Genomic DNA, 15,215 nt, shown 5'->3' with positions numbered 1-15,215 from the left:
TTGGGGGGATTTCAATGGACGACGTGAGCACGATCACACATTCCAGGCGCGTTGAGTGGGCTGCGCGCCTGCCATCCTTCATTACTGGGGAGAGCCTCGCAGAAAAGCTTGATTGGGTGCCCAGTCTGCACCGGCTCTTCCGCCAGCGCGTTCAGTCGCATCCTGTACCCGGCTGGGAACTGGCCCACGGCGATTTGTATTCCTCAGTCTGCGATCTGCTGCGCTTACCCAATGGACTTGCCATTTTCGAAGATCGGGTGGCCGGTTTTGATTCGAAAAAAAGAGGCCTGTTGAACGCCCTCTTTAATGCCGGTTGCAGGCAGTTGCCCATCGATAGCCGGCGAAGGACGAGGTCGGCCTCCGCGATGATCTCAGCGATGATTCGGCAGGAGGCGTGGGACATCGCCAGCTGGATGGCTTGGAGTCAGCTTGAGATTGGCGGGGCGGTGGCGGAGCAAAATCGGGCTGAGATGGTTCGCAATTTTGTGGAGGAGCACAGCGAACTCGCCACTAGGCTTGGCGAATATTGGACGCAGGAGGGCTGGTTGCGCGGTTTGGACGATGACGCCGAGCGGTCCTTAGACGGCGCCGGTAGAGAGGCCGCCAGCGCCTTGCTGGAGCTGTCCTGGCGCGAGGAAATCGCTCATCTGGGGCGGCGGCTAAGCGAAGCCGCAATCGGGGAGGATCTAACGCATGAGCTTGCCGCTGCAGGCGAAAGACTAAGAGCGCTTAGCAGCCGATGGGCTGAGTCGGTTGCGGCCTCATTGCAATCTCGCCGCGACGTGGCCTTAGCGGCTCTCGCGGACACCTTACGGGCTGTCGAGCCGCCCATATCGGTAGCTGGCCGCTCCACTGACGGTTTCATTGAAGTCCTAAGTTTTGAGCTTGGGATCGATGACCTCACGGGGATCGGCAAGATCGAGGCGGCAGTGGTGGAGTTGCAGTATTTGGTGAAGGACGCGTTGGTCACGGCGAACGCCGAGGACGACGCCAAGGCCTTGCAAGCACGCGAGGATACGGATGCCGCGGATGAGGCTTACGCGACGGCGCGGAGCCGGCGCCGTAAGGCGGCTCAGACATTGATCGCCTTCGCGGACGCCCGATTGCCGTGCCTGCTTACCGAGCAGCGGCCGGGGGGAAATGAAGGCGAGCAGGCCTCGAGTGCAAGCCTTGCGACAGCACCGATAGTGGATCCTGCGCTAGACACGATGTCCGACGAGCCACGAATTTCTTCTGATGCCAGCACGGGGAGCCGGTCGCCGCAAAACGCCGCTGAACAGGGCGTTGCAGCATCACCGGGCGCGCGCGAAGTCCAAGTGTCTAATATGGCGGCCGAGGCCATGGCAGCGGAGACTAGCGAGGTCGTTCCCACACAGGCCGACGCGCAGCTTGCCGAACTGGCGCCGACGCTCCCGCTGGAATTGTCGCCAGAGGTTCTCGCAAAGCCAATCGACACGCCTGCCGAGGCGGCCGTCGCACAGGCGCTGATGGGGAAGCGCTATGGACTTGCATATCATCTCGCCTCGGCGGCAGAAGAACAGGGCCTCGGGGTGAGCCTGGCAACGCCGGTGGTCTTAGAGGCCTTGGCGGTTGGCGCGGCGGCTGGTGCCTCGCGGCTGATACCTGCCGCGAGCCGCTACAAGACTCTGCAGGAGGAGGTCCTCCTAGCCATGGAAGCCAGCTCCACACCGTCTACCCGCCTGACGGTCTTCGCCGGCGCTCTCAGACCGGCACTATTCGCCCCCGACTCGTCGGGCGTGGAGATTTTGGGCCGCGCCAATCTTGGCGACTACGGAGCCGGCCTCCACGAACTCTGCCAATTTGTGACCACGGAAATTCGGGGTCGCGGGCTCAACCTCACACCCGCTGACTTCGCGCCGGCCACAGCTGACGGTGATCGTCGGGCAAGTGAGGAAGCTGCTCGTAAGACACTGCTCGACTTCGCCGCGACAGCGCCAAGCCGCAGGCTCAAGTTCCATCGGGCCATCACCATTTGGACTGACGTTTTCCGGCAGGGGCCCGTCGCTGAGGCAATAGCTGCCGTCGAAAAGAAGGCCAACAATGCTACCGCTCTGGCGAGGGCGGCAGAGGCATGGATCTACGAGGACTCTGCTGAGCAGAGGGTTGATCTGCTCGACGTCGCTCACCGGACGCGCAAGGACCGACCGCTCGAAGCCGGGGTCCGCCTCCGCCTTGCCGACTGGCTTCGGCAGACAGCTCAGCACATTCGACACTGGGTTGAAGCGCACGAGGCGTGCGAACGCACCCGGGGTGAGCACATTCTGGAAAAGCTGCACGAATTGCGCCGCCACCTTCGGGCCGCGCAGGAAGACCTAATGTCGGTGGCAGGCTCCCACCCACACCTGAGCGCTCCGGTGCAGGCCGCGGTCGATGTCGTGACCGACCTCCTCACCTCGTCGCAAGTCGCGGCTGAATCGCCATTGACGCTAGAAATGGTCCTCAACGACGACCTGCTACTTTTCGATCCGCCGATCTCGCGCCGAGGTGCTGAGCTGCCTAGCGCAGACCAGGTGGAAGCAATTCTGCGACAGGGGCCATCTATTGCAGCGGGACCCGCCGATTTTGAGGCCGCTTTTGATGCAGCTATCAACGCGGGGCGCTTCGGCGCCGCGCGGCAGATACTGGAACGCCTGGCTGCCAACGGTGCGGCTCTCGCGCCGCTGGAGCAAGCGCTCAAGGCTTCCGCCGACACTTGGAGGACAGAGACAACCGTCCGTGCGGAGAAACTGCGGGGGAAAATCGATGACCTTCTGGGGGCCGACCAGATGGCTCGGATCGACGTGGGCTTGTCGGCGCACCTCGACAGCTTGCTGACGTTTCTGCATGCGGAGACTGCCGCGGATGATTCCCAACTCGATTTTTCCGAACTTGACGTGCAACTCAAAGAAATCGAAGCGGACGTCCGAAATGGTTTCGAAATTCTGCTCATTCCACTGCGCGAGAAAATTGAGGACCTAAAGGCACGCGGCCGAAACACTAGCGAACTGGAGGAAATGGCCGAGCATCACGACCTTGCCACTTTGGCTGAACACATTGATGCGGCTCTCAATGACGTCGATTGGACGGCCAAGAAGGTCAGCGCGTTACTTGAGGACTTCGCTCGTCACTGTCTGACAGAGGACTACGAACGTATCCCGCCGAGCGATCGCGGTATTGCGGACCTAATAAGGGCCGCGGAGGCCCGAAGGCGGACACCCGCAGCCGACTTCTCAGCGTTGGATGCCGACGAAGCCGAGCGAGCCCGCGAACTGCTGACCGCCTGGCGGGATCTGCGGAATCCGCAATCGCGGCGCGAGGTGGCCCTGACGAAACTGATGCAAGCGCTGGGTTTCACTTCGGCCGAGGTAAAAGACAACGGAGCGCTCAGCAAGGCTCAGGGTGCCCCACGGCGAATGACCCTTCATACGGACAAGATTGCCGATCGAGAGATTTGCCGGGTTCCCGCTTTCGGAAGCGAGGCGAACGGTAGGTATATGATCATCATGGCCGAGCCGTCAGCGGTAAAGACCGGAGAGGAGCTGACAAGTTGGCTCGATCAGCTTACCGGCTCTACCACCACCCCCACCATCGTCGTGGTTATAGGGCATCTGCCGCTGAAAAGCCGCAACCTGTTCATGAGTGCGGTACGCCGGCGAGGCGGATCTGCCTCCTACGGACTGATTGACGAAGCCTTGGTGGTTTTCCTTGCTGCACAGCGAGATCGGCGCCGCGGTCACATCTTCGACCTCGCCCTCCCCATGGGCTTGGTACAGCCCTACGCCGACACGGCTGCACGCACATCTCAGGAGATGTTCTACGGTCGCAAGAACGAGCTGGACGACCTATGGGACCGCAATGGCTCTTGCCTGGTTTATGGCGGCCGGCAGCTCGGCAAGACGGCGCTACTCAAACAGATTCAGTTGCGCCACAATCAGCCGCCCGCCCAACTGGTCATTTACGGCGATCTCCAGGCGGAGTTGCCTGGCGCCAATGGCCACAACATCTGGCCTTGGCTCGGCCGCAAGCTGAAGGGAGAAGCAGGTTTCGCAAACCGCGATTTGAAAAATCAGGAGGAGGTGGAAGCTGGTATTCGCGCTTGGCTTGATATCGATCGCCGGAGGCGTCTGCTGGTTCTGGTCGACGAGGCAGACGAATTCCTGCGTCAAGAGCTAGTTAACCAGTATAGTAGCCTGGCGAAAATTCGCGACCTGATGCAGGCGACAGATCGTTACTGCAAATTCGTGTTCGCCGGCCTTCATGACGTGCAACGGCTGGCGCGTACGCCCAACTCGCCTTTGCTGCATTTTGGAACGCCCGTCCGCGTCGGCCCACTGATGGGCAGCGACTTGCCAGAAGCGCGTGCAATGGCCGAGGGCCCCATGGCTACCGCTGGATTCGTCTTCAAATCGCCTTCGCTTGCCGGTCGGATGCTGAGCCAAGTCGGGTACTATCCGTCGCTGCTGCAGGCCTTTTCCAAGGGCCTGATCGAACGGATGAACAAGTCCATTGGCAGACGGCAGGGACACTCCGGCAGCTCCCCGCTGCCAATAGTTATTACAGAGCGGGACCTTGAGGAGACGTTTCAGGACAGCGCCTTCCGCCAGAACATCCAGCTCAAGTTCGAAAACACTCTCAACCTCGACGAGCGGTACCGCCTAATTACATTCGTCATGCTAGTCGATAGCTTGGCGCGCCGAGACCAAGGAACGCTGCCGATCGGCCTTAAGGACGCCGAATTGCAGCGCTTGGCCCTGGAATGGTGGCCCCAAGGGTTTGCGGAAGACCAGTCGCTCGACGCGTTCCAGGGCCTGCTGCAGGAAATGATCGGGCTCGGAGTGCTTATCGAGCAGTCTGACGGCCGCTTCGTGATCCGCTCCGCGCGGATTGCCGATATGCTAGGCGGTCGCGAGCAAATCGAACGCAAGCTGGTGGAGTTATCGGATAAGGAAGCCCCCAGCCGTCTCGACACCGGAACGCTTCGCCGAGTTTGCGGCACCACCCCATCGCCGCTAACTGCGCGTCAGGAGACCATGCTTCTCTCGGAAGCTAAGCCATCGAGCGCAGTCCATTTACTGGCGTCGTCACGGGCGCTGGGACTCGACGAGGTCGCACTGTCCTTGTCGGAAATTTCCGAGACCCAGGTCAAGATCGACAGGCGCAGCTACCAGAATGTGCGGCAATTCGAACAGGCGATTGAGGCTGCGGCATCGCGTGTCGGCCAAAGGGACCGCGGCCTCCTCGTGCTATCGGGGCCTTGGCTGGGGGCTGAAATGATTATCTTGGCCGCTCGCAACATTCGGGTGCGCCAAGCTCAGAAAGATGGGCGCTACGGAATGCGTGTCCTGTTAGTTCCCTACGACGTCGATTGGCGCGAATTGGACGCTGCGGTGGGCGGCGATGACATCGTATCGTTGTCGCCGCTTGGGGAGAACTCTCTCGGTCAGTTCGTCAGGCGGCATTGGAGCACCACGCTCTCCGTGCAGCCAGACGAGGCGCAGATAAAGGAAATTCGCCGGCTGACGGGTGGGTTCCCTCGTTTTCTCGATCAGCCAAAGGGGCGAACAGCGGCCGAAATGATCGAGACGCTAAGGGAGCGCGCTGAAGCGCTTTATCAATCGGAAGACGTGTTTGCGCTGCTCGGACTGGACGACGATGCGCTGAGAGGCGCACTCACTGTAATTGCGGACGTGGGCTACGACGCCGAGGTATCGGACGACCTGATGCGAGACGTGGGAATCGACGATCCACAGGCGGCAATGCGCCAACTTGAACGGCTGGGCCTCGTTGAACGCCACGCCAGCCAGCAGAGCTACGAGGCTGAGCGTCGGCTCAACCCGTTCGTAGAAGCCGCATTGACGCGGCAGAGGGGCTGACGTGCGGCACCCCAACCTGTGGTCCTTGCCTGGCCCGCGCCGGTTCGTGAAGGACATTGTTGATCGAGTCTATAAGGGCCGCTGCGTGGCTTTGCGCGACGCCCAAGGTGCAGATGGGGTGCTGGGTGCCCTCGGGGCCCAAATTAGTCGAGATGGTTTCATGCGGCTGCAGGTGATCGACCTGCGGGCTTCCTCCGACCTTCTGGTGGTGCTGAATGAGACGCTCGCGACCGACTTCCGGTCGCTTGCGGCCCTTGCTGTCAACGAGAACGCCCGTGACACCGTTTTCCTGGTCCGTCTGCCCGACGGGGCATGCACCGCCGACCTTCAGACGTTTGTCCGTGCTGGCCGCCTGAGACCCGGGAGTGAGACTGCGGTGGTTGTAGCTGTCTGTGAGGGTACCTTGGAGGGACTCGGTGGCGAGCATTGGGATGCGGTGGATGCCGCCGGCTTGGTTGGCCCACTAGACGGAATGGCCTTCGCCGCTGCCCACCTGAGTGAGGCCGACGGCCTACCCATTCGGATCAAAGCTGCGGTGGCCGTGGAGGTCGGTGCGTGGGACCTTTGTCTGACTGAGATCTTGTTAGACTTGCCTATGAAGCACGCCCTGCGGCCCGACCTCTGTACTGAACAGTGGTTGGAGGCGGATGACCAGCCGGCGGCGCAGCACTTGGACGGCTGGGGTGGCGAGGCGGCGCGTCACGCTGGTTGGCTCGCACGCAACGACAAGGGCAGCCTGACCAAACGTGTATGGCGCGGCCAGCTAGGCGTGCTGTTTCCCTGGATTGAGGAACGCCGTCGGGAGGTAATTTCCCGCCATCGGCCCCACCTACGGGTCACAGAACAGACTATGCCTGAGGTCGAGATGCTTGATTGGGGGCCGATCGCCATTCAACTCGGCAACAGCGCAAAGGGCTGTCCCAAAGCGGTCCACTCGGCTCGAGGCATCCGCAATGAGCTTGCTCACGGCCGGCCTGTCACCTGGCCCACAATATCGCAATGCCTCGACGAGTTCCGCACCTGGTCGGCTGGGAGGGTCTGAAGTTGGGCGTTGGCGAATCCCTGCTCGCCGAAATCATACGCCGAGCTGGGCTTGGCGCCGCGGATGGTCGCGCCCTCTTCCGATATGCTGTCGACGAGGCGTCCTTTGCTGCTCTGAAGGCGCAACTCGAGGCGATCCACCGGCAGGGTGGGCTCGCAGAGCCAAATCGCACCAGCTCAGCAGTCTTCGCCCTCTATGTGGCGGAGTGGTACCGGCGGGAATATCAGGGTGGCCACTATCGGTGGGACAGCCCGCTTCCTGACGTGATACGCGAACTGACTGCGCCGTCAATCAAGGCTCTAGCGCGAGAAGGGCTGGCTTGGTGGGGCCTCGCGCCCCGGCACAAAGCAGGCGGCGAGATGCGGCTCTTGTCGCTCATCCTGGCGGGCGGTTTTCCTACACGCCTGCTGGAGACCCGCGAACGCGGCCGGATAGCAGTGCACCTGCAAACCCTCATCGCTAGACTGGAGGCGAGAGGCGACTGTGATGAGGAGGTCGCCCCGGCTCTGTCGCGCACGACCGGCTCTGCCCTGGGGTCCTACGACCACGACGAGTTCCATATCCTCTGTGCTGAGCTCGCGCGGGGCGTGGTCTCCTTGAAGCGCCATGCCGCGACCAACGGGCCTAAAGGGGTATCTGCAAGTACCTGGTTGGATGTGGTGCACCCTGGTTGGCGCGAGACGCTGCCGATCGGCTTGTCGGGCGAAAGTGCACAGCGGCTACTCGACGACCTCGTCAGTGGCAGCACTGAGCGCCTAACTGGCGAGGCAGGCTGCCAACGGCTGTTAGTGCGCGAGGGAGAGGGGTGGGTATCCGCGCTAACGCTGGGGATGCAGGGAGAGATCGCCCTGCCAGCTGGAGCAGCGCATCCATCAGAGGGACGGTTGCGCGTTTTCGCAACGAAAGCACTGGCCTCCGTTTACGAAGGTGAATTGGCGCTGCTTGATCCTCCGGCCGAACTCGCCCAGCGGTGGCTGAGCCGTCGACGTGGCAGTGCGAGAGATCCTGCTTCCTTTCCTTTCGAAGAACCCGTGGAGGTTGAGCTCCGTTCGGCGGAGGATCGGCGGCAAACCTTGACTTGGCCCCGCGGCGCCCCGCTGCGCTCGGAGGTGCTGGTGTTTGCCGATGCTCGCGGCGACGAAACGGAGAGTTCGCCGCAGACCTTGATCCATCTTGGCGGCGGTTCTCTGAGCACTCGCAGGCGCAAGGTGTGGCTACTAACGCCGCCAGATTTCGTCGTCTGCCAAGTAGATAGTGATGATCGGGAGACGCCGATCTGGCAGGGAGCGAGCCATCTCTATGAAACCAGCCGCTCGGTGCACGCTGGGCCATTGGGCATGCGTGGCTATCGCATTGAGGTCGGTGCAGACGCCGACCATACCCACGAGTTGCTCTTAGAGGGGCCTGTGCTCGCAGGAGCCGAAGGGCCGAACGGCAATGTAATTTTCGCCGGAATCCCCCAAGTGAAACTGCGCAGCAGCCTGCAAAGCAAGGCACCGCAGAGTGGTAGCGTAGCTTGGCGCGTGGTAGGTGCCTCGGTCTGGCGCGACTGGATCAGCGAGACGCCCGACGCTAGGAGCGGCCTCGGACCAATCGAAGTCGTCTGGTGCGATCCCAAGTCCCGTGTGCCGCTGGATCGCCGGCGCGTCGCAATCGTCCCGGCAGGGGCCGCGATCAAGGCGCGGCCGTCGGGTGAACGGGGCGTTGCGTATGCGCTGGAAAACCTAATTGGCTGGTCTCTTGAGGCGGCCATGGACCAAGTCGCAGTGTACCCCGTTCCTGCCGGTCTGGAGGTGTCTTTCGAAGGCCGGCCAATGCGGCGCATCGCTCTTGTTCTGACGTCGGCGACAGTGCGGTTAGCGATCTCAGTGCCCGCGCCGGTTGCGGGTGGTGGATTCTGCGACGCGGAGGGGACTCTGCTGGATAACGGTGCCCGCGTGATGCTGGACGACCTGCGCGGCGCCTTCGCCTTCTCGCCTGGCTATGAGCGGCTACTGCTGCGCGGTCCTTACGGGTCCTATAGCCATCTGGCGTTCGACGGTGAACTGCCGCTCTGGGCGGCTTCAGAGGAAATCATGCGCATGCTTAGCGCCAGCAGCGGCCTCGACGATGTGGTCACGCTGGAGCTGGGACTGCGCGGCCGTACAATGAAGGTTGGCCGCTATGCTGCTGCGCTTGTGATCACCACAGCGGGGAATGTTTCGCTGGTTCCCGAACCGCCAGTTGGTCCGGCGCGCCGACTGGACTGGCTGTCGGTGGCGACTGCGGAGCGTCGGGTGGTGTCTCAAGGCTTCTGGGCCGAGAAGTTGCCGGACGATCTAAAGGGGCCAGGCATCGTCATGGCGCGGCAACGCGGCCGCGTAGTGGGAAGACCGACCTTGGCGACTGGTGGCCCCCTGTCTATCGAAGGCTTGGGACGGCTACAGCGGGCGACTCTGATCGCGCGAGGTGGCCAGCGCCGCGCCGTTGTCGGCGAACTGCTAAGGGCGCTGCTTGAGGAGTCCACTAAGGCCGCGGTCGACCGCGGATTTCTGCTGGACCTAGTCACTGCTCTGGACGGCGCTCCACCCGCTGCCATTGACGCCCTAGCTATGCTCCCCGATCACCCCGCCGCTCTGGCAGGCTTAGCAGCTGCGGCCGAGACTCCGGAGGCGAGGGGCCGGGTTTGGCAGCTGGAGCGTGAGCTGCCCTTCATGTGGGCGGCCGTGCCGCTGGAGTTGTGGATCTCTGCCTTCGACGTCCGCCGCAAGACGCTCTACCGATTGCTCGTCGCTAACGGTCTCCCCGGTGCCGCTGCCTCCTCATTGGCGGACTCTACGGTCATAGCCGCCGCGGACGCCCTTGCCGGCCTTGAGCCGATGTTGCGCACCCCCCTTGCACTAGCCGTCGGGACAACATTATTAGCCGACGATGTTCCGGCTCTGAAAGAGGGGGTGCAGGATCGGCTCAGGCGCACTGCCGACGACTTTGGCCTCGGTTTGAATGATGCTCCGCAACGGAGCGTTTCGGCCGTCTCTTGCTTCCGGCGGCCTGGTTCCACGCTGGCGGAGCGGTTGCCCTTATTTCTGTTTCACGACAGGTTCAGGGAGGGCGTCGACGCCCCCTGTGCGGTCGCATTGGCTGCTGCGACTCGATGGGATGATCCCCGTCGCATCGTCCTTGATGCCGAACAGGTACGGCGAGCACGAGACGCGCGCGCCCGGGAGCCGCAATCCTTCGCTGATATCTATGCCGCCTCCCTGATGATCTTGGCGCGTGGCGCGCCGCTCTCCCTTTAGTGGTCTCAGACAACGAGCTCTTCGATGATGAACCCGTTCGCCGCCATTGATGAAATACGTCGTCGCACTGCCGAGGGGGTGATCGGGCAGACTGGAATCAACCATCCCGGCTTAGCGAGTGAGATCCGGAGGCGTCTTGGCGCCTTCGATATCGCCGTCGGCGGAGTCACCCAGGCACCTTTGCTGGAGGCAGCTTTGCCCTATGTGACCGCGGATGAGACTCTGGGTGAGTTGGCCGGGAGCCTGCTGCATCCTAACTTGGTGGACGCGCTGGAAGGCGCAGATACACCTGATCGTCCGTATCGCTTCGATCGGCACTTGAAACCTTATGCGCACCAGCTAGCCGTTTGGCGCACCCTCTCGGACGCGACGCCACGCTCGGTGCTGGTGACCAGCGGCACCGGTTCGGGCAAAACCGAGTGCTTTTTGGTGCCCATCCTCGACTCCCTAGCCCGTCAAGCGGCTTCTAAGCCGGGGCGTTTGGAGGGTGTCCAAGCGATCATGCTTTATCCACTGAACGCGCTGATCGCCAGTCAACAGGAACGGCTTCGCGCTTGGACTAGGCCGTTCGGCGGGAGCATCCGTTTCGCTCTATACAATGGCCTGATGCCGACCCGCGTGAAGGCCGCTGTGGCGGATATGAGTCCCGAGGAAGTGGCCGATCGGGTACGACTCCGAGCATCGCCGCCACCCATCTTAGTCACCAATGTGACGATGCTGGAGTATATGCTGCTGCGGCCCGATGACGCTTCGATCCTGGGCAAGTCCCGCGGATGTCTCCGATACATCGTGTTAGACGAGGCCCATAGCTATGTGGGGGCTAAGGCCGCGGAGATCGCCTTGCTCTTGCGCCGGGTCTGCCTCGCCTTCGGTGTTTCGCCCGCCGATGTAAGGGTCGTCGCGACATCCGCCACCATCGGCCGGGGCGAAGGTGTTGAGCGGTCGCTGCGGGACTTCCTAGCCGACGTTTCCGGCGCCCCACGCGAGCGCGTAAGCGTGATTCAGGGCAATCAGAGGCGGCCAGTACTGCCTGAGCTGCACGGCGGCGGAGCTGTGCCGGAGGCCGGACACTTCGACTACTTCGGCGGCCACCCGAGCCTGCGCCCTCTTCTGGAGCAACTATATGCCGGGCCACTGGCCTGGAGCCATATGGCGGCAGCGGGCGAGGCGCTCAACTTATCGGCAACAGACTTAGCCCTGAAGATGGCGCACGCGCAATCAGACGACGGGGAAAAGCTGGCTCCGCTCAGAGTTCACACCTTTCACCGGGCCGTCTCGGGCTTGTGGAGCTGCCTCGATCCTGCCTGCCCGCTAGAGCGCCCCGGCGGCTGGCCGTTTGGCGCTATACATCATCAACTTGGGGAGGCGTGCAGCTGCGGTGCGCCGCTTTTTGAGGTGGTTACCTGTTCGTCGTGTGGCGAGCCTTTTCTTGATGTCGAAGAGCGCCCAGGCCTGAATCTTCGACAACCTCATCGTGCGCGGATCACAGACGAATTTGCCGCTGACGCCGATCGCGATGTGCCCGACCCGGACGATGATGGCGGCAATCCGCCGCCATCGGTTGAGGGCAACGGTGAGAGGAAGTTGGTCGCCCTTAGCCAACTGAGGCCCGGCTCGAGGTGGCTCTGCGTTGAGCCGTCCACCGGCATTGTGCATGCCAATGAAGTACCTGGCCGTCTGCGTCTAGCCGCTTACGACAGGGCGACGCCACAACGCTGCCCCGGTTGTGGAGCGCGCGAGCGCGGTGGCTCGGACCTGATCCGATCAATACGCTTCGGCGCCCCCTTCATCCTGGGCGGGGCCACGCCAGTTCTACTCGCGGATGCGGCCATTCCTGAGGGAGCCCTCGATCCTATCGTTGTCGAGGCTTTGGGTGCCGTCCCGCCTTCGGAAGGTCGCCAACTGCTCTCTTTCACCGACAGTCGGCAGGGCACGGCGCGACTTTCCGCCAAGCTGCAGACTGCATCGGAAAGAAACTTCGTCCGATCGGTCATCTACCACGCAGTGCAGGATCGGCTAGGAGCGGCCCTAAACCCAGCTGACGCCGGTCAACTCAGGACACAGATCGATCTTCTCAGCGCCATGACCGAACCCGCGCTGGTGGAGCTGCGCATCAATCTCGAACGGCAGCTTGCTAGGGTGGAGGCCGGCAGCACAGCCGGGCTTCCCTGGAACGAAATCGTCGACGTACTTGCAGAGCGGCCAGAGGTAAGGATCTGGATCGGCTCCGTCTGGGCCGGGCGCGATAACCGTTTCAGTCGAACCCGCGAACTGGCCGAGTTCCTCCTGCTCCGCGAGTTCATCCGCCGGCCGCCCAGGGCAAACGCGCCGGAGACCCTGGGCCTAGCTCGGCTTCGGTTCGCCGCCATCGACAATCTGGCGGATGCGCAGGCCTCGTCAGCCTTCATAGGCTTGGGTGGCAGTCCTCAGGACTGGCGCGACTTCCTGCATCTGTTGACCACATTCATAGCCCGCGGCCGCTCCGCCGTGCAGGTGCCTCGCGATGTCCTTCACTGGATTCCTCCAAGATCGGGAGCGCGCGAGCTGCTGTTCCAACCGCAGAGGTCGGCGCAGAGTTGGGAGGTGATTTGGCCGCGGTTCACGCCTCCGTCTGGAGGGCGGACGGCCATGATTGTCAACCTCCTGTGCCAGGCCTTCAATATTTCAACTAGCGACGCCCCCACTCGAACCATTCTTGACGACGTCTTCCGCGACGCCTGGCAGGCGCTGGGCGCTGTGCTTCGATGGTCTGGCCAGACCAAGTTCGCCTTGGACTTCCGCAAGGCCAGCATCGCCCCAGTTACCAGCGCCTGGTACTGCCCGTCGACTAGGCGGATGCTTGATGTGACGCTTAGGGGGCTGTCGCCATACGGAGCGCGGACACCGGGCGGGCAGGGCACGCCTGCCGAGCGGCTAGTGATGCCAAGGCATCCAGCTCCCTATCCAGGTCGCTCCGGTATCCGGACGGCGGCCGGAGATCGCGAGCAAATTGGTGCCTGGCTCGCGAATGACCAAGCCGTGGCTGCGCTGCGAGAGCGGGGAGCTTGGAGCGATCTTAGCGACCGCATTGCCTATTTTTCTGATTACTTCCGTTCTGCGGAGCACTCGGCGCAGCAACGGCCAGCGAAGCTGCGAGCATATGAGCGAGCTTTCAAATCTGGAGCGATTAACGTCCTCAACTGCTCCACGACGATGGAGATGGGTGTCGATATCGGCTCCGTTTCTCATGTAATGATGACCAACCTTCCGCCGTCAATTGCGAATTACAGACAGCGTATAGGCCGCGCCGGGCGGCGTGGCCAGCCGATCTCAATGGGGTTCACCTTCTGCAAAGACAGGCCATTGGACCGCGATGCCTTTCGCGACCCAGAGCGCTACCTAAACCGACAGGTGCACGCGCCGAAGGTTGCGCTCGATAGCCGTGTGATTGTTCAACGGCATATCAACGCCGTGCTCTTTGCCGCGTTTGTGCGGAGCCACGGCGGCAATGCACTCAGCATGCAGGCAGGCCCCTTCTTCGGTTGCGATCACAAGGTCGGCGCAGAAGAAATTGGAGTGTGCGCCGCGCGGCGACTAGCCGATTGGGCGCGCGCGCCACAAACCCGTGAGGCCTTCGCCAGCGAGATCGAGCAGCTCACACGCAATTCGGTCCTGGCAGCTGACGAGGAGGTCTATGAGATGGCCGCCCGCACGATGGAAGCAGCCCATGAAGCCTTCGCCGCAGAGTGGCGTGGTGTCCAGTCCTTAGCCGCCGGCTGTGGAGGCGATGCTGCGGCTCTGGAGCGATTGGCTATCCAACTTAGGCGGCTTTGCCAAGACTACCTTTTGAGTGCGCTGGCAAGACGCGGCGTCCTGCCGGGTCATGGCTTTCCTACCGATGTCGTTTCTTTCGTCGTACCTACGGACCTGCGTGATCTAACAGATCCCGATGAAGAGGAGGCGTCGCGCTTCAATGCCTATCCCCAGCGACAGCTCGACATTGCCATCCGCGAATATGCGCCCGGCTCGGAAGTCGTGCTCGACGGGTTGGTGCACAAATCGGCCGGCGTGACTCTAAATTGGAAGCAACCCGCCACGGCAGAGGCTGCGAATCAGGTGCAGGCGCTCCTTTGGCGTTGGAGCTGCGAGAACTGTGGCGAATCCGGCTCACAGCGCAACAGGAATCTGGCGCACCTTGAATGTCCCGTTTGCAGGGCGGGCTCAGCCACTTGGGTGGAGTACTTGCAGCCGGCAGGATTCTCCGTTGATCTCCGGGCAGAACCTCACGCTGACGCTGACGTCGTGACCTATGTTCCGCCCGAACCCACCGCAGTGTCGGCCCGTGGTGCAGATTGGGCACCTCTGCCACAGCGGCTTCTAGGGCGGTGGCGAGCAACGCGCGAAGGCACAGTATTCTTCTGCAACGCCGGGCCTGATGGGGATGGCTACAACCTTTGCCTGCGCTGCGGCCGCGCGGACGAACAGGCCGCGCGGCCACATCGACCGCTTGTAGGTAGTGATACGGAGTGTGGCGGCCCTGCCCGTCAGTACGCGCTGAAGACCAACCTTCGTTTGGGCCATCAGCTCAGCACGGACGTTTTGGAGATTCAGCCGGTGGATTGGCCTCACCCTGGCGCAGGCATAGCGCTCGCAGTGGCACTCCGCGAAGCTCTCGCCCGCCGGCTCGGAATAGAGACGGATGAAATGGGTCTGGCGGTCGCGCGACGCGCCGACGAGACCGAAGCACGCACCGTGTCTCTCTTCCTGCACGATAAGGCCTCAGGCGGCGCTGGCTTCTCCGTCCAAGCGTTGGAATTGCTGCCCGACCTCTTGTCAGAGATTGAGCGCATCCTAGACTGCGCTGTCCCCGAATGCGTAAGCGCCTGCCCCGCTTGCGTGCTAACGGGGGATCTTAGCGATGATGAGGCTGCCATCCTGGATCGAAGGACAGCACTGGCGTGGGTTCTTGCTCGGCACCTCGAATAAATTGGCTCGGTAATTGGCAGTAAAGGTAAGTTTTACGACAAAGGATCAAGGTCCGGA

Annotated in this window: 4 protein-coding genes; all 4 read left to right on the top strand. The window is 62.4% G+C overall.

Annotation, left to right across the window (positions count from 1 at the left end; all coding sequences use genetic code 11):
* Positions 1 to 14 precede the first annotated feature (14 nt).
* Genes AAG816_RS01690 through AAG816_RS01675 form a run of 4 tightly spaced genes read left to right on the top strand, consistent with a single transcriptional unit; the run spans position 15 to position 15,158 of the window.
* The gene (locus AAG816_RS01690; RefSeq protein WP_341987606.1) at positions 15 to 5,873 is read left to right on the top strand and encodes an ATP-binding protein; all 5,859 of its coding nucleotides are present in this window, start codon (positions 15 to 17) and stop codon (positions 5,871 to 5,873) included.
* Between the two features lie 46 nt (positions 5,874 to 5,919).
* Complete coding sequence (locus tag AAG816_RS01685) at positions 5,920 to 6,915, top strand: hypothetical protein (RefSeq protein WP_341987605.1); 996 nt, start codon at positions 5,920 to 5,922, stop codon at positions 6,913 to 6,915.
* 2 nt (positions 6,916 to 6,917) lie between these two features.
* Positions 6,918 to 10,193 carry an STY4851/ECs_5259 family protein gene (locus AAG816_RS01680; RefSeq protein ID WP_341987604.1) on the top strand — a complete coding sequence of 1,092 codons (3,276 nt, stop codon included), beginning with the start codon at positions 6,918 to 6,920 and terminating at the stop codon, positions 10,191 to 10,193.
* A 24-nt stretch (positions 10,194 to 10,217) separates the two neighbouring features.
* Positions 10,218 to 15,158 (top strand): DEAD/DEAH box helicase, encoded by a 4,941-nt coding sequence (locus AAG816_RS01675; RefSeq protein ID WP_341987603.1) that lies wholly within the window; start codon positions 10,218 to 10,220, stop codon positions 15,156 to 15,158.
* Positions 15,159 to 15,215 lie beyond the last annotated feature (57 nt).

It is taken from the genome of Azorhizobium sp. AG788 (assembly GCF_943371865.1).
Taxonomy (GTDB): domain Bacteria; phylum Pseudomonadota; class Alphaproteobacteria; order Rhizobiales; family Xanthobacteraceae; genus Azorhizobium.
This window is presented reverse-complemented; position numbering and strand designations above follow the sequence as displayed.

Bases quoted from the DNA above. Each gene is read 5' to 3' on its own strand.
- AAG816_RS01675 (WP_341987603.1), top strand. From the start codon at position 10,218: ATGATGAACCCGTTCGCCGCCATTGATGAAATACGTCGTCGCACTGCC.
- AAG816_RS01690 (WP_341987606.1), top strand. From the start codon at position 15: ATGGACGACGTGAGCACGATCACACATTCCAGGCGCGTTGAGTGGGCT.